The sequence below is a fragment of the Microvirga sp. GN3 genome (assembly GCF_055792825.1).
Genome location: NZ_JBVVAK010000080.1, coordinates 17,678 through 37,243 on the forward strand (window position 1 = coordinate 17,678; position 19,566 = coordinate 37,243).

A 19,566-nucleotide genomic window follows, 5' to 3' on the forward strand; every position below is an offset into this window, starting at 1 on the left:
ACGCACTGAGCCTGGATGGCGTTCGATGCGGTAAGCCGGTGCTTCGGCTATGGCAGCGCAAGCTCAAAGTGCGAGCGGTCCGCATTCTTGAATCCGTAGAAATGGCCTCCCCAGCGGATGGGGATGCCCAGTTCTGCGGCCGCCCTTTTCATCGCAAAGGCGATCTGGTTCTGGACCACTGAATCAAAGAAGACCCGCCCCTCCCGATCGAGCGGCCATAGATCAACGGCGTTTCCGGACCGATGCAGACTGCCCTGCGTCCTGGACCAGCCCCAAGCCACGGCCATTCGTTGGATCCGTCCATCGCGCTTGCCAGAACCGATGACGAAGCGCTGGCCGGGATTGTCGGCTTGCGCCTTCCGAACCACGCTGGCGAGAATGGGATTGAGAGCCCGGAGATTCGCCTGATGGTGTCCTACCGGGTCAGGGTTCCACGCGTGAAACATGCCGAGTTGATTCCGCCCGAACTCGTCTCTGGCGGGGATCTTCGCATAGACACCATCCGGCCCATAAAGCGGATAGTCAGTGATGCTTGAGGAGCTTCGAGATCCACTGCCGGGATTGGCCTGAGCCCCAGCACCCTGGCTGACGCTGGCAAATGCGAGGCTGAGTAAGACGATGTCGAGGAGACGCGCTCTTTGAATCATGGCTATAGAACAGTTACAGCCGGTTGGTTTCAAATTAAGGCAGCAGCATTCAATCCTGGGAGACGATTGAACCTGATCGGAGCGCAGGATACCGCCCACCTGCGCGACCGATGCGCTGAATCGAATGTCATCGGTCGCACGTGTATAAGCTTGATAGGAAAATCTTGGCGCAACAGCGCTCAATCCGTGAAGCGGACGGTCCTATCCTTGCACACATCCAGTTCGGGGAGTTCGGCAGTCGATTCATCCTCGAAAGTCGCCGCAACGGCCACAATGCAGCCGGACATCCTCGGCAGCTTCAATGTGGCTTTTCCTTTTGGTGCGAGCGGTTTCGCCAATCGTACGGTTTGCCCATCGGCCTCAACAGAAATGTCGGTTACCGTAACCTCACGAGCATTGGTGATGAGGACGGCCGAGACCGAGTTCGGCTTCGTCGGCGCAGCCATGGCGGCGGTGGCTGCCAGCAGAAGGGCAGCAGCGGTGGCGATGCGGATAGTCATAACTATTCCCCTCTATACCGTTGACGATAAAATGTAAGCGCGCGCAGACAGTCCGAAATCCCCGTTCTGGAACTGTCGCCATGTATTTACTGACAATATGGCTCTCGGCAGACATGTCCTGTCCTTAGACCGAGCATTCTCATCAAAGAAAGAGCGCCAGTTGCGCTTGGCGCTCAAGGGAGGCCGCCTTTCACGGCCAGTTTCAGAGGAAACAACGACCGTGCCGTATCGGCACATCAAAAGGCTGCACCTGAGACGTTAACAGAAAGTTACCGCTGCAAGCGAAAGTCTGCGTGGCGCACGTGCTGCCAGGTCTCTGGGATGCCTGCTTTGGCTCAAGTCATGAAGCTCCCTCTGCACGAAGCCCGCTTAGGTACGACATGCAGAAACGCCTGACTTTGGAACGACACGGTTGCCAGCGACGGCATCGACGAAACTGAGGACGCCGTCGTGGCAGTCACTCCGCCCGGTACGCTGTTGCGTGGCCGTAGGCTGACTACGTGTATGCGAACAACTCACCGACGTGGGGACGATTCTTGAACAGCGATTGCCGGAGCGCACGAGACAAGAGCCCCCACCGTCTTAAGCGTTGTCGCCCTGAATGGCCGCGATCACGGCGTCCGTGACCTGACGGGTCGTGGCCGAGCCTCCCAGATCCGGCGTGTGCAGCGATGGATCGGCGGTCACCCGCTCGATGGCGCGCATGAGACGCTCGGCAGCTGGTTTCTCGCCGAGGTGCTCGAGCATCATCGTGGCCGTCCAGAAGGTCCCGACGGGATTGGCGATGCCCTTGCCCGTGATGTCGAAGGCCGAACCATGGATCGGCTCGAACATCGACGGGAACTTCCGCTCCGGGTTGAGGTTCGCCGTGGGGGCGATGCCGAGCGAGCCTGCCAGGGCCGCTGCGAGATCGGACAGGATGTCGGCATGCAGGTTGGTCGCCACGATGGTGTCGAGGCTCTGCGGCCTCAAGGTCATGCGCATGGTCATGGCATCGACGAGCATCTTGTCCCAGGTCACGTCGGGGAAATACGCAGCCACTTCGGCGGCGATTTCGTCCCACATCACCATGCCGTGGCGCTGCGCATTCGACTTTGTCACCACCGTGAGGAGCTTGCGCGGACGTGAGCGCGCCACCTCGAAGGCAAAGCGCATGATGCGGGTGACGCCGGCGCGGGTGAAGATCGAGACCTCCGTCGCCACCTCTTCCGGCAGGCCACGATGCGATCGTCCACCCTGGCCAGCGTATTCGCCTTCGGAGTTCTCGCGTACGATCACCCAATCGAGATCCTTCGCCGCCACGTTGCGAAGAGGCCCTTCGATCCCGGGCAGGATGCGCGTCGGGCGCACGTTCGCATATTGATCGAAGGGCTGGCAGATCGCGAGGCGCAATCCCCACAGGGTGACATGGTCGGGGACGTCCGGCGCGCCGACTGCGCCGAAATAGATCGCGTCGAAACTTTTAAGGGTCTCGCGACCGCTCTCAGGCATCATGGCGCCATGTTTCTTGTAGTAGTCCGAGCCCCAGTCGAAAGTCTCGAAATCGAGCGTGAAGCCGCCGTCGCGGGTTGCCAAGGTCTGAAGAACCTCAACGCCGGCCGCGATGACTTCCTTGCCGATACCATCGCCGGGGATGGCTGCGATCTTGTAGCTGTTCATGATTGCACCTGATGTTGTCGGCCACCATCATGAGGCGACCGAGGATCGATATTCTTTGTCCCGGACTAGCCGAGCGCGTCGGCTACGGCCTTGCCTGTGGTCTCGGTTCCGGCATTCCCGCCAAGATCGCGGGTGCGCAGGGTCCGCTCGCTCAAGACATCCTCAATGGCCTGGACGATAGCGGCGGCGGCTTCCGTTTCACCCAGATGCTCCAGCATCATGGCGCCGGCCCAGATCTGTCCGATGGGATTGGCGATCCCCTGCCCGGCGATGTCGGGCGCCGAACCGTGAACCGGCTCGAAGAGGGAAGGGAAATTGCTGTCCGGGTTGATATTGCCCGAGGGTGCAATGCCGATGGTGCCGGTGCAGGCTGGTCCGAGATCGGAAAGGATATCGCCGAAGAGGTTCGAGGCAACGACCACGTCGAACCAGTCGGGATGCAGCACGAAATGGGCCGTGAGGATGTCAATGTGGTACTTGTCCCACTTCACGTCCGGATAGCGCTTGGCCATCTCCTCCACGCGCTCGTCCCAATAGGGCATCGTGATGGAAATGCCGTTCGACTTCGTGGCCGAGGTCAGATGCTTCTTGGGCCGCTTCTGCGCGAGGTCGAAGGCGAATTGCAGCACGCGATCGACGCCGATGCGTGTCATCACGGTTTCCTGGATGACGACCTCGCGTTCCGTGCCGGGGAACATCTTGCCGCCGATAGAGGAATACTCACCCTCGGTGTTTTCGCGCACGACCCAGAAGTCGATGTCACCGGGCTTGCGGTTGGCGAGCGGCGTCGGCACACCCGGCATCAGCCGCACTGGCCTGAGGTTAATGTATTGATCGAACTCGCGCCGGAATTGCAGCAGCGAGCCCCACAAGGAGATATGATCCGGGATCTTCTCCGGCCAGCCGACGGCTCCGAAGAAGATGGCATCGTGCGAGCCGATCTGCGCCTTCCAGTCCTCCGGCAGCATGCGGCCGTGCTTGGCATAGTAATCGTAGGACGAGAAGTCGAAATGATCGAGCTGCAGATCGAAGCCGAACTTCTTAGCGGCAGCCTCCAAGACACGCACCCCTTCGGGCGTCGTTTCCTTGCCGATGCCATCGCCTGGAATGACTGCCAGTCGATACCGCTTCTTTTGATCCTGTGCCATGTGAAAACCTGTTCGTCAGTCATGAGTGTCTCGATGGCGGGTGCGGGTTCTGAAGCCGCCCGCACCCGTCACCGGTTGTTACTGTCCCGTAACGCCTGAGGCCTTGATGACGGGAACCCATTTGTCAATTTCGGAACTCACGAGTTTGGCGAGGGCCTCGGGCGTCTGGCCCGCTTCGTCCGGAAGTTCGGCGCCGAGATCGAGGAGGCGCTTGCGCGTGTTCTCGTCCTTGAGTGCGGCCTTGGCGGCGGCGTTCAGCTTCGTGACGATCTCCTTGGGCGTTCCCTTCGGTGCGAAGAGCGCGTTCCAACCTGTCGCCTGGAATTGCGGCAAGCCCTGCTCGGCCGAAGTCGGGACATCCGGGACGACCGGGAGGCGGTTCTGCACCGCGACGACTAGACCGTTGGCCTCTTTCGCCTGGACGGTCGGCACGATGGCGACCGTCTGATCGCAGACATAGTCGACCTGGCCGCCGAGGAGCGCGTTCAATGCCGGACCGGAGCCGCGGAACGGCACGTGCTGCGGCTTCACGCCCAGAAGGGATTCCATGAACAGACAGGTGAGATGCGAGGTCGAGCCGACGCCGCCCGAACCGTAGTTCATCTTGGGCGCATTGGCCTTCAGATAAGCGATGAATTCCTTGAAATCCTTGACCGGCAGATCCTTCTTCGCAACCACGAGCATCGGTGTCGCCGCCGAGTTCATGATCGGCTCGAAGTCGGTGCGCGGGTCATAAGCCAGCTTCGGATAAAGGCCGACGCTTGCCGCCTGTGTTCCAAGATTTCCCATGAGGATCGTGTAGCCGTCCGGTTCGGCCTTGGACACGCGGGTGACGCCGACAGTGCCCCCTGCTCCGGTGACGTTTTCGACCACGAGCTGCTGACCGAGCGTGCGGCTCATGTGATCGGCCATGAGGCGCGCCACCACGTCGGTCGTGCCGCCGGCGGCGAACGGGACCACGAGAGTGATGGGCCGCGTCGGATAGGTTCCTTGTGCCTGAGCGGCCGTCGCGACGAAGCCCATGGCTATCGCGAAGGTGAAGAGAGCTTTCTTCATATACGTTTCCTTCCCTTGAGAATTTTGTTGTCGGCTATCGATGCCTCTCGCCGATCAGCGAAGCTTGGCCTTCGGTGCCTGCACCTCAGGGTCCGCGCGCTTTCGCCTCCTGAATGCCCCCGCTTCTCGTGAGCGCTTGGCTGGCTGCGTTTGATGCCTCGCAGCTTCCATGGAAGTTGGCATGCAAGAAGGCTGCTCCTCATTTCTCCCTTTGTCAATCATCCATTTATCCTTGTATGGAAGTTCACTGACGGGCATAATGAAGCGGGAGGTCTCTATGGTGGACAAGCTGCAGGTGCGCACGGCACAGGAGACTGCGAGGAAGCCGTCGCTGGTGGAGGACGCCTACAGGGCGTTGAAAGAGGCGATCCGCGACAATGTCTTTCCGCCTGGCTATCAAGGCTCCGAGCAGGAAATCGCCCTGCGGCTCGGCATGAGCCGGACGCCCGTGCACGAGGCCATCATCCGGCTTCAGGAGGACGGGCTCGTGCGGGTGCTCTCCAAGCGGGGCGTCCAGGTCTGCCCGCTCGCCCCGGAGGACATCCGGGAGATCTACGATGTCATCATCGCCATCGAGGCGAGAGCAGCCGAACTGCTGGCTGCCATGCCTTACAACAATCGGCGTCAGATTGCCGACGAGCTCGAGGAAGCGACCGCCCGCATGGAACAGGCTCTTCGGAAGGATGATCTGCACGCCTGGGCCTTAGCCGACGATCAATTCCATCGCATCCTTGTCGAGCGTTGCGGCAACAGCCGCATCCGCAGGATCGCGCAGACCATCACCGACCAAGCCCATCGGGCGCGAATGCTCACGCTCAAGCTCCGGCCGAAGCCGACCGGATCGGCCGCCGCCCACAGGCAGATCGCCGAAGCGATCCGGAAAGGACAGGTGGCCGAGGCTCACCAGCATGCCCGCCAGCATCGCATCAACGCCCGAGATGAGCTCCTTCCGCTGATCGAAAGCTTCGGCATCAAGCATCTGTGATGCATCGACCCAGCTAGCGCAGCGCACATCATCATACGGAGAGAATTCCATGGAGATCCATGGCGCAGGAACATTCCCAACGAAACGGGCTCCCACCGATGCATTCACCGGGACCGTCTGGCACGACCCGATCGTCGATGCCCCGCCACCGGCCCGCATCCGCGCGAACCGCGTCACCTTCGAGCCCGGCGCCCGGACGGCTTGGCACACCCACCCGCTCGGACAGACCCTTCACGTCATCCTGGGCGTTGGGCGCGTGCAGACCTGGGGTGGACCAGTCAGGGAGATCAAGGCTGGCGACAGCGTGTGGATTCCACCGGGCGAGAAGCATTGGCATGGGGCGGCGCCCAACATTGGCATGGTCCACATCGCCATGCAGGAAGCCCTGGACGGTACCCATGTCACGTGGCTGGAGCACGTCTCCGACGAGCAATACGGTGTCGCGCCGGAGACCTGAGGCACTCAGCGACCGATCATTCGGCTAGCTCCCGCATAACCTTAATCAGATCGGACTTGCCCTCAAATCCGATGCCGGGCAGCTCGGGCATGACGATGTGACCGTTCTCGACCCGCACACTGTCCGGGAAGCCGCCATAGGGCTGGAACAGATCCGGATAGCTCTCGTTGCCGCCGAGACCGAGCCCAGCCGCGATATTGAGCGACATCTGATGTCCGCCATGCGGGATGCAGCGGGAGGGCGACCAGCCGGATTGCTCGAGCACATCAAGGGTGCGCAGGTACTCCACCAGCCCGTAGGCCAGGGCGCAGTCGAACTGCAGCCAGTCACGGTCCGGCCGCATGCCGCCGTAGCGCAGAAGGTTGCGTGCATCCTGGTGCGAGAACAGGTTCTCGCCGGTCGCCATCGGGCCGGGATAGAATTCGGAGAGCGCGGCCTGGAGCGCGTAATCGAGTGGATCACCAGCCTCCTCGTACCAGAACAGCGGGTAGTTGCGCAGCATCTTGGCGTAGGCGATCGCGGTCTCAAGATCGAAACGCCCGTTCGCATCAACCGCCAACTGCGCCTGAGATCCTATCTCAGTAAGCACTGCCTCGATCCGGCGCTGATCCTCCGCGATAGAGGCTCCGCCGATCTTCATCTTCACGACATTGTAGCCGCGGTCGAGATAGCTGCGCATCTCGGCCCGCAGGGCGCTGTCATCCTTGCCCGGGTAATAGTAGCCGCCGGCTGCATAGACGAAGACTCTCGGGTTGGCCTCACGGCCCTGGCGCTCGGCCAGCAGGCGGAAGAGCGGCTTTCCGGCGATCTTGGCCGTGGCATCCCAGATCGCCATATCGAGGGTGCCGACCGCCACCGAGCGTTCGCCATGACCGCCCGGCTTCTCGTTCTTCATCATCGTGGCCCAGATCTTGTGCGGATCCAGGTTGGTACCGCCCTCCTCGAGCAGCCTCTCGGGGCTGGCCTCTAGAATCCTGTCGCGGAAGCGCTCGCGGATGAGACCGCCCTGACCGTAACGGCCGTTCGAGTTGAAGCCATAGCCGACGACACGGCGGCCGTCGCGCACCACGTCAGTCACCACGGCGACGAGGCTCGTCGTCATCTTCGTGAAGTCGATATAGGCGTTGCGGATCGGCGAAGCGATCGGCTGGGTGATCTCGCGGACGTCGATAATGCGCATGGACAACCTTCTCGCGTTAGGATGCTGCGGGGACGGAAGTCTTGATACGCCTAGACACCGCCGATAGGCCAATGCCAAGATCGGTTCACGTTATGCGCAATCGGCATCGAGATGGACCTGACTTGGCTTGAGGATTTCCTGGCACTGGCAGAGCAGAAGAACTTTTCCCGGGCCGCTGAGTCCCGGAACGTCTCGCAGCCCGCCTTCAGTCGCCGTATCCGCGCACTCGAAGATTGGATCGGAACACCCCTCTTCGTGCGGGGTGGCCAGGGTGCCAGCCTGACGCAGGCCGGTCGCCATTTCGAACCTTTGGCTGAAGATTTGATGCGCAACCTGCATCGTGCCCGCCGCGATACGAGAACCGTGGGCGAGCGCGAGACGGGATCGCTGTCCATTGCAGCGACCCATGCCCTGTCTTTCACCTTCTTTCCTGGCTGGATTCGTCGGCACATGCGCTTCGAGGCACTCGGCGCCCTCAATCTGATCTCGGACAGCATGGAAGCCTGCGAGCAGATCATGCTCGGCGGCGCAGTGCATTTCCTGCTCTGTCACTATCATGCCGATGCGCCGACCCGCTTCGACGACAGCCGGTTCGGGAGCGTCCGCGTGGGTAAGGATCTCCTGATCCCGGTTTGTGCACCAGACACAGGGGGCCAGCCTTTGTGGCTCCTTCCCGGCTCACCCGAAAGACCGGTGCGGCTCCTCGCCTACAGCCCGGCATCCGGGCTCGGTCGTATTCTTGCAGCCCACCAGATCAGAAACGCTGAAACGATGAGGCTTGAGAGCGTTTTCACCTCGCATCTGGCCGCCACCCTGATGACCATGGCCCGCGAGGGACATGGTATCGCCTGGCTTCCTCTCGGGCTGGCCGAGGAGGATTTAATGCGCGGGCGGCTCGTGCGGGCTGGACCGGACAGCTTTGACATCCCAGTTGAGGTCCGCCTGTTCCGATCACCTGACTGCCGCAACCAAGCAGCGGATGAACTGTGGGACCGCTTAAGCACACCAGGGAGTGAGATCGCTTAGCCGTTGGTGGAAAGAGCAGCTCCCATAACAGATATTCGTGGCTCTCGCATTGCGGCGCCTCTGATCTAGGACATCGAGCACGATTCCCTGCTGATCGCGGCCTCATCGAGATGACCGTGTCACCGTGGGCAGTAGCCGCGCGGCTCTAATTGACGATGCTATGGAGCCGGCAGGATCGGCGAGCGCCGCACGAGTGATCAGCCTGCGATGTTCGCTTCATGATACTTTGTAACTCGCCCCTGGCTTTCCTCTTTCTTCCCTTCGTATCCAGACCACATTTCCTGTTGCCTGCCTCGCTTCTTCGTGAATATCATCCTTGAAAAGAAAAGCCTTCGCTTCCAATCCAATTCGGCTCCCAACGGGCCTAATCAAGAATGGCGTCAAAGGCTCGAGATCGTCAAAGGGCGGCGGTCGGGAGGAACAGATGCGGGCACAGGACGCGGTCCTGCTCATGACCGCAGTGGCTCGGGGCTTTGAGCGCACGGGCATCTATTGTCGCGCTCGCGGCAATACCTTCGTTCTGTCGAATGCTGCGAGTCTTTGCCGGAACGGATATGCGACGAGAAAATTGGAGCGTCATCTATGACGCCGCTTGTCACGATCCGGAACCTGGATAAGGCCTTCCCGGGCGTGCAGGCCTTGAAGAAAGCCCATCTCGAACTGCTTCCGGGGGAAGTTCATGCCCTGATGGGGGAAAACGGCGCAGGCAAGTCCACCCTGATGAAGATTCTCGCCGGCATCTACAGAAAGGATGTGGGCGAAATCCGCATCGAGGGCGTGCCCGTCGATGTCGTCTCTCCCCGGGCTGCGCAAGAGCTCGGCATCAGCATCATCCATCAGGAACTCAACCTGATGAACGATCTCACGGCCGCGCAGAACATCTTCATCGGCCGAGAGCCCAAACGAGCTTTCGGGCTTCTCCTGGATGAGGAGGCTCTGAACCGCGCCGCCGCCGAGATCTTCGAACGCATGCACCTCAAGCTCGACCCACAGGTCGAAGTCGGCAGACTCACCGTCGCCAAGCAGCAAATGGTAGAGATTGCCAAGGCCCTATCGTTCAAGTCCAAGGTGCTGATCATGGACGAGCCCACGGCGGCCTTGAACAATGCGGAAATCGCGGACCTCTTCAGCATCATTCGCAAGCTCAGGGCCGAGGGCGTCGGCATCGTCTATATCTCGCACAAGATGGACGAGCTGAAGGAAATCTCTGATCGCGTCACCGTCATGCGCGACGGCGAAACCATCGGCACCGTGCCTACTGCATCGACGAGCGTCGACACGATCATTTCAATGATGGTCGGTCGCAGCTTGACCGAAACCAAGACGGAAGTTCCCGACCTGTCGAGCCATGACATCGTGCTCGAAGTCCGCAACCTCCACCGTCACAATGCCATTCGAGACGTGAGCTTCAAGCTACGCAAGGGCGAAATTCTCGGGTTCGCCGGTCTGATGGGGGCGGGTCGAACCGAGGTTGCACGCGCCATCTTCGGCGCCGATGCTCTCGATGGCGGCGAGATCATCGTTAGGGGCAAACCCGTGACGATCCGCTCACCTCAGGACGCCGTGCGCCTCGGAATCGGATATTTGTCCGAGGACCGAAAACGCTTCGGCCTCGCGACTGGAATGGATGTGGCGAGCAACATCGTGATGCCGTGCCTGAGCCGCTTTCTCGCAATGGGGGTCTTTTTGAAGGCTCGCGCCATTGGCGAGACGGCACGTTCCTATATCAGGCAATTGCAGATCAAGACTCCCTCCGACACCCAGGAGGCACGGTTTCTCTCCGGCGGGAACCAGCAGAAGGTTGTCATTGCGAAATGGCTCGCACGGGACTGCGAGATTCTGTTCTTCGATGAGCCGACGCGGGGCATCGATGTAGGAGCCAAGAATGAGATCTACAAACTCCTCAATGCACTTGCGGCGCAAGGTCGGGCGATCGTGATGATCTCGTCGGAACTGCCCGAGATCCTGCGCATGAGCCATCGTATTGTCGTGATGTGCGAAGGCCGGCTGACCGGCGAACTCCCTGCCGAAGGAACGACCCAGGAGGACATCATGCGGCTTGCCACGCGACGGCATAGCCTGACAACCCACACCTTGACTACGGCGACCGGGGGATCAACCACGTGACGACCATCGCAGAACAGAGCTCCCGGACCATTATCAAGTCTGCCGTTTTCAGCCAGGGGGCATGGCAGAGGGTCCTGGCCTTCGCCAGTCTGATCGCGCTTATGGCAGTCTTCAGCATCGCGTCCGAAAACTTCCTGCAGCGGGACAACATCATCGGGATTCTTCAGGCGACGGCCGTCAACGGCGTTCTCGCGGTCGCCGCCACGTTCGTCATCATTACCGGCGGGATCGACCTGTCGGTCGGCACATTGATGACTTTTTGCGCCGTGATTGCCGGCGTGGTCCTGACCTACTGGGGTTTGCCCATGCCTGTCGGGATCGTCGCGGCCATTGCCGCGGGAGCCTTCTGCGGCTCCATTTCGGGCACCCTGATCGCGAAGATGAAAATTCCCCCCTTCATCGCGACGCTCGGCATGATGATGCTGCTGAAAGGGCTTGCGCTCGTCATCTCGGGGACGCGCCCGATCTACTTCAACGACACGCCGAACTTCTCCATGATCTCGCAGGAATCCATCATCGGAGCCATCCTTCCGTTCCTGCCGATTCCCAATGGCGTCCTGATTCTCTTCGTTGTCGCGATCGCTGCCAGCCTTGTTCTCACGCGCACGGCTCTCGGCCGCTACACCTTCGCTCTCGGTTCGAACGAGGAAGCTGTGCGCCTGTCCGGCGTGAATACCGACTTCTGGAAGATCATCGTCTACACGGTTTCCGGCGGCATCTGCGGGATCGCCGGCCTGATCATCGCCTCGCGGCTCAATTCCGCCCAGCCTGCCCTCGGTCAGGGCTACGAGCTCGACGCCATCGCGGCCGTAGTCATCGGTGGCACCTCCCTGAGCGGCGGGCGCGGCACTATTCTTGGCACGATCATCGGCGCGTTGATCATCAGCGTGCTCACGAACGGCCTGCGAATTCTCTCAGTGGCCCAGGAATGGCAGACAGTCGTAACCGGAGGCATCATCATTCTCGCGGTTTATGCCGACATCCTGCGCCGCAAGGGCTAGCGCATCATGTCTCACGGTCAGGAAGGGGAAGACGACAAGAGCACGGCACGAAATTCACCGCCCGGCGGCTGGCCGGGTCCAACAACGAATGACAGGCAGGAGGAAGACGATGTGGAGCAGACGGACTCTGATTAGCGCCATCGGCATTGGCGCACTCGCCGGTTTCGCGGGCCCCGCCACGGCCCAGGAAATCTATATCCCGCTTATCTCGAAGGGCTTCCAGCATCAGTTCTGGCAGGCTGTCAAAGCAGGCGCCGAACAAGCCGCCAAGGACTACAATGTCCGCATCACGTTCGAAGGCCCCGATAGCGAGACCATGGTCGACAAGCAGATCGACATGCTATCAGCCGGTCTCGCCAAGAACCCTAAGGCTATCGGCTTCGCCGCCCTCGACAGTCAGGCTGCAATCCCTCTCCTGCGCAAGGCGCAGGCGGCCAAGATTCCGGTCGTTGCCTTCGACTCCGGCGTCGACAGCGACATTCCCGTGACCACGGCAACCACGAACAACTTGGCGGCTGCGGCGCTGGCGGCCGACAAGATGGCTGAGATGATCGGGAGCGAAGGTGACATCGCTCTTGTGGTTCACGATCAGACCAGCCGCACAGGCATCGACCGGCGCGACGGTTTCGTGAATCGGATCAAGGAGAAGTATCCGAAGATCAATATCGTGAGCGTCCAGTACGGGTCCGGCGATCACCTGAAATCGACTGAGATCACGAAGTCGATTCTCCAAGCCAATCCGAGGCTCAAGGGCATCTTCGGCGCCAACGAAGGTTCGGCGATCGGTGTGGTCAATGGTGCTCGGGAGATGAACCGGAAGATTGTCATCATCGGCTACGATTCTGGCAAGCAGCAGAAGCAAGCGATCCAAGACGGCCTTATGGCGGGAGCTATCACCCAGAACCCGGTCGGCATCGGCTACAAGACAGTCGAGGCCGCCGTGAAGACGCTCAAGGGAGAAAAGCTCGAGAAGATCATCGACACCGGCTTCTTCTACTATGACAAGTCAAACATGAGCGATCCGAAGATCGCAGCCGTCCTCTATGACTGAGGGATAGCGATCGGGAGAGGGGCCAGCCCCTCTCCTCCACCTTCACCGGTGGAACTGCTGTAGAACCAAAGAGCGTTACGCCAGTGACGGTCGAGGAACGACAAGCAGTTCGACGACGCGGCCCGGATGGCCAGGAATGCCGGGAGCGAGGGGCTGTCGACGTACCTGCAAATGGGAAAACGAGCTGCCTCCAACAGGGCAGCCCTCCTTTGGCAATACAACTAAACAACAGTGGGCGGTAGAATTGATGGGCTCTCCTGCCAGAACAAGACGCGTCTTCCCAGGAGAGTCGATCCGAGGTCATTCAGGGAGGATGCCATGAATGCGCTTTGGGCGAATACGACGCTGCAGGACTGGGCTGTCCTGGGGCTTATTGCCCTGGTACCTGCGCTGATGGTTGTCGCAATTGCCTTGATCCGCAATGAAATCAGGCGATCGGCACAGCATATCTCGGCCGAGCCTCCAAGACCCAAGGCATTGCCGCTCCAGCTAAAGACAACCGAGGCTCAGCGACAGCAGTGGCGAATGGGAAAACAACGGCATCCGCGCGCTATCATGGATCTAACGGATGATATCGAGTCTCTTCTGAAGCGAATAAAGGCTGGAGGTTAATCGGCAGGATCCCATTCAGGGCCGAATTGCGTCGCTCATTTTCTGGGCATCTTCGCGCTGTTTTTCCAATTCGGGCAGGATTTCGTCGGCGAAGGCCTTGATCGACTGATGCGGACTGCGGCTCGCCGCCCGGTAGATGCCGAGCTCCTGATCGAGCGCCTGCATCTGGACCTCGGCGTAGCGCCGGCTCAACGCAAGATAATCGAGCGGCTCCAGGTTCTCGATGACGACTTGGTGCTCGAACTCCTTCACGCTTGGCAACGGCATGTTCCGCTCGCGGGCGAAGGCCTCGATCCGTTGCAGCAGTCCTGTGCGGTAGCCGACCGCCGCGGTCGCGTAACGCTTGACTTCCGGTCTCGTCTCGCGGCCGGCGGCGAGCTTCGCGGCCTGCTCCTGAAGAGACGCCGAGCTATAGGCGAGGCGCACGAACTCTTCTGGCTCGATCGGACGCGTCTGCGCGGCGGTGCCCGATGCGCCCTGCCCTTGTGCCTGGACGGCCGGGATTGCTTCCGGCAGCACCGTCACGAGAACGGATACTGCTATGAGGAGACGCCGGATCTTCATGGGCTTACTGCCATCCTGGAACGCCCGACATGTCGGGCAGGCGATGCGCGATTCCCTTGTGACAGTCGATGCAGGTTCTCTCGCCCGAGAACAGGAAGCGCTCATGCGCCGAGGCCGCACGTGGGTTCTGCTTCGTCAGGTCCATCGACTCCGAACTGTGGCAGTTGCGGCACTCCAGCGAGTCGTTCGCTGTCATGCGCGCCCATTCCCGCTCGGCCAGATGCTTGCGCATGGTCAGGAACTTGTCGCGCGTGTCGATGGAGCCGAAGATGTGACCCCAGACCTCCTTCGATGCCTGCATCTTGCGGGCAATCTTGTCGGTCCAGTTGTGTGGAACGTGGCAGTCGGGACAGGTGGCGCGGACGCCGGACCGGTTCGTGAAGTGGATCGTGCCCTTGAGTTCTTCGAACACATTGGCCTCCATCTCATGGCAGCTGGTGCAGAACTGCTCCGTGTTCGTTGCCTCGAGCGCGGTGTTGAAGGCGCCCCAGAAGCCCACCCCGGCGACGAAGCCACCGAGCGTGAGGAAGGCCAAGCTCATATAGACGGGCGGTCTGAGCGCCGTCTGGACCCAGGAGTTTCCCCGAAACCAGTCCCAGGCCCGCGCAATTCCCGCCGCCATCAATGCCTCCCGCGTTCCGGCTGCCGCTCAGGCTCGGCAATAGCGTCCATGTCGGTGAACGCGTTTTCGACGAGAGGCTTTGCGTTGGTCTGGGACACGTGACAGGACACGCAGACGTAGCGCCGCGGCGCCAAGCCGCCGAGGGTGTTTCCGGCGCGGTCCTGGTAGTGCGTCACGCTGATCATCGGGGCCTGGCTCTGTTCCGTGAACTTGCGCGCATGGCACGACATGCACTTGTTGGCATTCAGATCCATCGCATAGCCGTCAATGGAGTGCGGGATCACGGGAGGCTGGTCGGGATAGTTGCGGCCTACACGCACGTCGTCGGTGATCTGTCGTGCCATCGGCGGGGCCGGCGTGTCCGTCGTGAATGGTTCGGGCCCGCGCAAGCGCGGCGCATCCTGCGCGAAGATGGCCCCTGCCGCCAGGCACGGTCCGATGCCGATCAGGATAGCAAAAACGCTGCGCCTCATGGCTGATCTCCCGCATCGGCGGTGGCGGCGGCGACAACTTTGACCGCGCATTTCTTGAAGTCGGTCTGTTTCGAGATCGGGTCCGTCGCGTCGAGCGTGACCTTGTTGATGAGCTGGCTGGCATCGAAGAACGGCACGAATATCAGTCCCGGCGGCACACGGTTGCGCCCGCGCGTCTCGACGCGGCTGCGGATTTCGCCGCGCCGCGAAATCACCTTCACCTCCTGTCCCCGGCGAAGCCGACGCTTGGCCGCATCGTCCGGGTGCATGAACACGACGGCACCCGGGAAAGCCTTGTAGAGTTCGGGCACCCGCAGGGTCATCGAGCCGGAATGCCAGTGCTCCAGCACGCGGCCGGTCACGAGCCACAGGTCGTATTCGATATCCGGAGCCTCGGCCGGCGGCTCGTACGGCGCGCCCATGATATTGGCCTTCTTGTCCGGGTTGCCGTAGAACTGCACTCCGCTGCCCTTCTCGACATAGGGATCAAGGCCTTCCCGGTAGCGCCACAACGTCTCCTTGCCGTCCACCACCGGCCAGCGCAGGCCGCGAACTTGGTGATAGGTGTCGAACGGGGCGAGGTCATGCCCATGGCCGCGGCCGAAGGCGGCGTATTCCTCGAACAGACCTTTCTGAACGTAAAAGCCGAAGGCCTTCGCCTCGTGGTTCTCGTAAGCCGCATCAATCTCGGTCAGCGGGAACTTGTTCACCTCGCCATTGGCGAAGAGGACCTCGTAGAGGGTCTTACCCCTGTAGCCAGGATTGGCGTCGAGGATCTCCTTCGTCCAAACCTCGTCGGTGGTGAAGCGCTTGGAAAACTCCATCAGCTGCCAAAGATCGGAGCGGGCCTCGCCCGGTGCATTGACGAGCTGATGCCAGAAATGCGTGCGCCGCTCCGCGTTGCCATAGGCGCCTTCCTTCTCGACCCACATCGCCGCCGGCAGGATCAGATCTGCCGCCATCGCAGTCACGGTCGGATAGGCATCCGAGACCACTACGAAGTTCGCCGGATTGCGGTAGCCCGGATAGGTCTCGTTATTGGTGTTCGGCGCCGTCTGGAGGTTGTTGTTGACCATGATCCAGTAGGCGTTGAGCTTGCCGTCCTTCAGCATGCGGTCCTGCTGCACGGCATGATAGCCGACCTTCTCCGGCAGCAGCCCATGCGGCAGCTTCCAGATCTCTTCTGCATGCCTGCGGTGCTCGGGATTGTTGACCTGCATGTCGGCCGGCAATCGATGGCTGAAGGTGCCGACCTCGCGCGCCGTGCCACAAGCCGAGGGCTGGCCGGTCAGCGAGAAGGGCGAGTTGCCGGGCTCAGCGATTTTTCCCGCCAGCAGGTGCAGGTTGTAGACCATGTGGTTGGCCCAGACGCCGCGGACGTGCTGGTTGAAGCCCATGGTCCAGAGCGACATCACCTTGGTCTTCGGATCGGCATAAAGCTTCGCCAGGGCCTCGAGCCGCTCCGCCGGCACGCCCGAGAGCTCGGACGCCTTCTCCACCGTGTATTGGCTCACGAGCTTCGCGTAGTCCTCGAAGCTCGCCGGGTGGGAGACCTGTGCATCGTTGGCGTGCTGGGCCCGCTGCTCCAGCACATTCTCGGGCCGCAGGCCGTAACCGATGTCGGTATTCGCCAGCCGGAAGTTGCAGTGCTTCTCGACAAAGTCCCGGTTCACCGCACCGTTCTGGATGATGTAGTTCGCGATGTAGTTCATGATCGCGAGGTCCGAGTTCGGCTTGAAGATCAAGGCCATGTCGGACAGGTCCGTCGTACGATGCTCGTAGGTGGACAGCGTCGCGATCTTCACGTGCGGGTGGCTCAGGCGGCGGTCGGTCACCCGGGTCCACAGGATCGGGTGCATCTCGGCCATGTTCGAGCCCCAGAGAACGAAGGCATCGGCATGCTCGAAGTCGTCGTAGCAGCCCATCGGCTCGTCCATGCCGAAGGTGCGGATGAAGGTGACGGCGGCAGACGCCATGCAGTGGCGGGCATTCGGATCGAGATTGTTGGTGCGGAATCCCGCCCGCATCAGCTTGGAGGCCGCATAGCCCTCCCAGATCGTCCATTGGCCTGAGCCGAACATGCCGACGGCTTCCGGCCCCTTCTCCTTCAGCACGCGCTTGAACTGCTTCGCCATCTCGTCGAAGGCCTGGTCCCAGGAGACTGGCTGGAACTCGCCGTCCTTGGCGAATTGGCCGTTCTTCATGCGCAGAAGCGGCTGTGTGAGCCGGTCGTTTCCGTACATGATCTTGGACAGGAAGTAGCCCTTGACGCAGTTGAGGCCGCGGTTGACCTCCGCCTGCATGTCGCCATGGGTGGCGACGACGCGGCCGTCCTTCACCGCCACCATCACGCCGCAGCCCGTGCCGCAAAAGCGACATGGCGCCTTCGACCACTGAAGCTGGAGGTCCTCGCCCGTCAGGATGTTCTGAGCGCCGGCCGGAAGCGCGACGTTTGCCGCTGCGGCCGCCGCGGCAGCGGCTTGTGTCTTCAGGAGAGTGCGGCGCGTGAGGTCCATGGATCTACTCCCGCTCTTGGACAGGCTCGAAGTGATGGAAGACAAGGGTGGCAGCGAGGACGCCGTCGAGGAGCTGGATGGCATTGATGCGCTCGACGACCTGGTTCTCGGTTTCCGTCTCGAGCGTGACGATCAGCTTGCCCGTTTCCTGACCGCCATGGATCTCAGCCCCTTCGATGGAGCTGATACTCTCGATGATCGATGGAACCCGATCGGGCCGGCTGTGAACGACAAGGCTGGAGATGTGACATTCGTCGCTCATGAGGCCACCTCCGAAGCAGAGATCCGGATGGCATCGGCAGGGCAGGATTGGATGCAATCACCGCAGGCGCTGCAGGCGTCGGTCATGATCCTGGGGCGGGCACCACCGAGGGCCAGCTCGAACCGCACGGCACCCGTCGGGCAGACGTCCCGGCAACTCATGCAGGCGATGCCCTGAAACGCAAAGCAGGAGGGGTCGATCACGGCGGACAAGGGCCCGGCAATCTTGTCGCCCCGGGTGATCCTGCCGAGCAGGAAACTGCGGCGCCTCTGATCCACGACCTCCGTCATCGACCTGCCCTCAAACCGGACCCGGAGGTCCCGTGAACAGGTAATACATCCACACGACGAAGCCCCACCCGGCGACTATGCCGACGGCGATGAAAGGCCAGATCAGGACAGCTAGAGCGAGGAACGTGAGTGCTTCACGCCTCTTTCTGCCTGCTTCCAGTGGTTCGGATTGCATTATTCATGTTCGCTCAGAAAGACACGGGGCTTACTTAACGACATGTACTTTAGAACATTCCTAAAACTTGTCCAGCAACCGAATATAGAAAACTACTACTGTAGATTACGTAATTATACTTCAAATTTCTTACTATAGACGATTGCCAACATTCCGTCTTTGCGCTAGATCAAATAAGGCGATTTTTCCTACAACCCTCATTTTAGGGCACTGCTCCGCCCGGTCCATGCCTTTGAGGCCAGGTTGAACGTTGATTGCCGAGGCATCGACTGTTCAGCACCGACTGGCGTCGGAATGGATCTTCACCCAGAACCTGTATCCGATTTGTGTAGAATTCCCGGTCGAGACGAAGGACCGGTTGACACATGCACGGGGGCGGGGAAAATCTTTGGTTCGCCGCAGCCCAATGTCGAAGATCTCGCGGTCAACCGTTGCCATCAGAACCTCACACAGATCGATAGAAGGCCTTACCGTTTCAAGTCAGTGCTGTGGTTCCCAGAACTCGATCATCGCACACCGTCCCTGGGATTGGACTGTCTTGAATCCCGCGTCACTTGAATGTTTAGATCAAGCTGAGTCTCAGCGAGGATTGCAAACTCGGTCAGTTTATATATGAGGTTCTTGGGCAGGGTCGCGTCCCCACATATCAGCCTCAGACTATCAAGAAGATAGGCGTCAGCTATCAGGTAAGTACTTGGCAGCTTGCGAGATAACACCTGAACGACGACCTATCGAAGTTTTCGCAACTGGCTCAGGATCGCGTGATCTGACCTAATACAAAAAGCCCTGCCCCATCCCGGGGCAGGGTCAGGTTTCTCCTCGCCTCCGGAGTCCTCCGAAAGCCTCTGGAGTAGGCCACGCAACCACGCTTGAGTCAAACGACCTAATGTATTCGTAATAATATAGTCCCGTATTCAGGTCAGCAATACTGACGATACGAATGAATTAATTCCGGTGTTGCTTTCATGCCATAGCCAGAACTTGCATATGCTTCATACTGCCCTTGCGACTCCTCGCACAAGGGATGAAAGCTCATGAAAACACGCCTTCTTGCTCTCTTGGCCGCTACGGCACTCGCCGCTGGCATCTCGGCTGCCTCTGCGGCGGATCTCCCGAGTCAGGCGCCGCCGCCGGCACCGATCGTGGCGCCGATCTTCACCTGGACCGGGTTTTATGCCGGTGTGAACGCCGGCTGGGGCTGGCGCGACAGCAACC

20 protein-coding genes and 1 pseudogene are annotated in these 19,566 nt (G+C 60.7%); 8 read left to right on the plus strand and 13 right to left on the minus strand.

The annotated features are described in order from the left end of the window. Positions 1-47: 47 nt before the first annotated feature. From ACS5Q1_RS29460 to ACS5Q1_RS29480, 5 genes are all read right to left on the minus strand, one after another. The gene (locus tag ACS5Q1_RS29460) at positions 48-830 is read right to left on the minus strand and encodes a M15 family metallopeptidase (protein ID WP_473101534.1); all 783 of its coding nucleotides are present in this window, start codon (positions 828-830) and stop codon (positions 48-50) included. After that, positions 827-1,147: a hypothetical protein gene (locus ACS5Q1_RS29465; RefSeq protein ID WP_473101535.1), complete on the minus strand. Its 321-nt coding sequence runs from the start codon at positions 1,145-1,147 to the stop codon at positions 827-829. The genes ACS5Q1_RS29460 and ACS5Q1_RS29465 overlap by 4 nt, the downstream gene beginning before the upstream one ends. Before the next feature lie 582 nt (positions 1,148-1,729). Beyond that, positions 1,730-2,806 (minus strand): tartrate dehydrogenase, encoded by a 1,077-nt coding sequence (locus ACS5Q1_RS29470; protein ID WP_473101536.1) that lies wholly within the window; start codon positions 2,804-2,806, stop codon positions 1,730-1,732. Positions 2,807-2,871: 65 nt separating this feature from the next. Continuing rightward, the gene (locus ACS5Q1_RS29475) at positions 2,872-3,954 is read right to left on the minus strand and encodes a tartrate dehydrogenase (protein WP_473101537.1); all 1,083 of its coding nucleotides are present in this window, start codon (positions 3,952-3,954) and stop codon (positions 2,872-2,874) included. Positions 3,955-4,032: 78 nt separating this feature from the next. Beyond that, a complete protein-coding gene (locus ACS5Q1_RS29480) occupies positions 4,033-5,010 on the minus strand; it encodes a tripartite tricarboxylate transporter substrate-binding protein (RefSeq protein WP_473101538.1) in 978 nt (325 codons plus the stop codon). A gap of 277 nt (positions 5,011-5,287) precedes the next feature. Between ACS5Q1_RS29480 and ACS5Q1_RS29485 the strand changes: the two genes are divergently transcribed. Both ACS5Q1_RS29485 and ACS5Q1_RS29490 read left to right on the plus strand, forming a co-directional pair. Next, the gene (locus ACS5Q1_RS29485; protein WP_473101539.1) at positions 5,288-5,995 is read left to right on the plus strand and encodes a GntR family transcriptional regulator; all 708 of its coding nucleotides are present in this window, start codon (positions 5,288-5,290) and stop codon (positions 5,993-5,995) included. Positions 5,996-6,044: 49 nt separating this feature from the next. Beyond that, positions 6,045-6,452 carry a (R)-mandelonitrile lyase gene (locus ACS5Q1_RS29490; protein ID WP_473101540.1) on the plus strand — a complete coding sequence of 136 codons (408 nt, stop codon included), beginning with the start codon at positions 6,045-6,047 and terminating at the stop codon, positions 6,450-6,452. 16 nt (positions 6,453-6,468) lie between these two features. Here ACS5Q1_RS29490 and ACS5Q1_RS29495 read toward each other — a convergent pair whose 3' ends face one another. Continuing rightward, positions 6,469-7,638 carry a mandelate racemase/muconate lactonizing enzyme family protein gene (locus ACS5Q1_RS29495; protein ID WP_473101541.1) on the minus strand — a complete coding sequence of 390 codons (1,170 nt, stop codon included), beginning with the start codon at positions 7,636-7,638 and terminating at the stop codon, positions 6,469-6,471. A gap of 105 nt (positions 7,639-7,743) precedes the next feature. Between ACS5Q1_RS29495 and ACS5Q1_RS29500 the strand changes: the two genes are divergently transcribed. The 5 genes from ACS5Q1_RS29500 to ACS5Q1_RS29520 all read left to right on the plus strand — a co-directional run bounded on the left by ACS5Q1_RS29500 (position 7,744) and on the right by ACS5Q1_RS29520 (position 13,449). Then, on the plus strand, positions 7,744-8,658 hold the full coding sequence (locus tag ACS5Q1_RS29500) for a LysR family transcriptional regulator (RefSeq protein WP_473101542.1): 915 nt from the start codon (positions 7,744-7,746) through the stop codon (positions 8,656-8,658). Between the two features lie 582 nt (positions 8,659-9,240). Further along, positions 9,241-10,785 (plus strand): sugar ABC transporter ATP-binding protein, encoded by a 1,545-nt coding sequence (locus ACS5Q1_RS29505; RefSeq protein WP_473101543.1) that lies wholly within the window; start codon positions 9,241-9,243, stop codon positions 10,783-10,785. Between the two features lie 5 nt (positions 10,786-10,790). Beyond that, positions 10,791-11,786: an ABC transporter permease gene (locus tag ACS5Q1_RS29510; RefSeq protein WP_473101555.1), complete on the plus strand. Its 996-nt coding sequence runs from the start codon at positions 10,791-10,793 to the stop codon at positions 11,784-11,786. 109 nt (positions 11,787-11,895) lie between these two features. Continuing rightward, positions 11,896-12,837, plus strand: coding sequence for a substrate-binding domain-containing protein (locus tag ACS5Q1_RS29515; RefSeq protein ID WP_473101544.1), 942 nt, complete (start codon positions 11,896-11,898; stop codon positions 12,835-12,837). A gap of 318 nt (positions 12,838-13,155) precedes the next feature. Then, complete coding sequence (locus tag ACS5Q1_RS29520) at positions 13,156-13,449, plus strand: hypothetical protein (protein ID WP_473101545.1); 294 nt, start codon at positions 13,156-13,158, stop codon at positions 13,447-13,449. 15 nt (positions 13,450-13,464) lie between these two features. Here the strand turns inward: ACS5Q1_RS29520 and ACS5Q1_RS29525 are convergent, their stop codons facing one another. The 7 genes from ACS5Q1_RS29525 to ACS5Q1_RS29555 are packed head-to-tail and all read right to left on the minus strand — an operon-like array spanning position 13,465 to position 18,351. Beyond that, a complete protein-coding gene (locus ACS5Q1_RS29525; protein ID WP_473101546.1) occupies positions 13,465-14,013 on the minus strand; it encodes a DUF4142 domain-containing protein in 549 nt (182 codons plus the stop codon). A gap of 4 nt (positions 14,014-14,017) precedes the next feature. Further along, the gene (locus tag ACS5Q1_RS29530; RefSeq protein ID WP_473101547.1) at positions 14,018-14,635 is read right to left on the minus strand and encodes a NapC/NirT family cytochrome c; all 618 of its coding nucleotides are present in this window, start codon (positions 14,633-14,635) and stop codon (positions 14,018-14,020) included. Continuing rightward, a complete protein-coding gene (locus ACS5Q1_RS29535) occupies positions 14,635-15,108 on the minus strand; it encodes a nitrate reductase cytochrome c-type subunit (protein ID WP_473101548.1) in 474 nt (157 codons plus the stop codon). Before ACS5Q1_RS29535 ends, ACS5Q1_RS29530 begins: the two co-directional genes overlap by 1 nt. Then, on the minus strand, positions 15,105-17,624 hold the full coding sequence (napA, locus tag ACS5Q1_RS29540; RefSeq protein ID WP_473101549.1) for a periplasmic nitrate reductase subunit alpha: 2,520 nt from the start codon (positions 17,622-17,624) through the stop codon (positions 15,105-15,107). Before napA ends, ACS5Q1_RS29535 begins: the two co-directional genes overlap by 4 nt. A gap of 4 nt (positions 17,625-17,628) precedes the next feature. Then, positions 17,629-17,886, minus strand: coding sequence for a chaperone NapD (locus ACS5Q1_RS29545; RefSeq protein ID WP_473101550.1), 258 nt, complete (start codon positions 17,884-17,886; stop codon positions 17,629-17,631). Next, a complete protein-coding gene (locus tag ACS5Q1_RS29550) occupies positions 17,883-18,176 on the minus strand; it encodes a 4Fe-4S binding protein (RefSeq protein ID WP_473101551.1) in 294 nt (97 codons plus the stop codon). The genes ACS5Q1_RS29545 and ACS5Q1_RS29550 overlap by 4 nt, the downstream gene beginning before the upstream one ends. Positions 18,177-18,186: 10 nt before the next feature. Further along, positions 18,187-18,351 carry a periplasmic nitrate reductase, NapE protein gene (locus ACS5Q1_RS29555; protein WP_203442575.1) on the minus strand — a complete coding sequence of 55 codons (165 nt, stop codon included), beginning with the start codon at positions 18,349-18,351 and terminating at the stop codon, positions 18,187-18,189. Positions 18,352-19,385: 1,034 nt separating this feature from the next. Here ACS5Q1_RS29555 and ACS5Q1_RS29560 point away from each other — a divergent pair. Next, positions 19,386-19,566 (plus strand): annotated as a pseudogene (locus ACS5Q1_RS29560) (outer membrane protein); the annotation flags it as partial.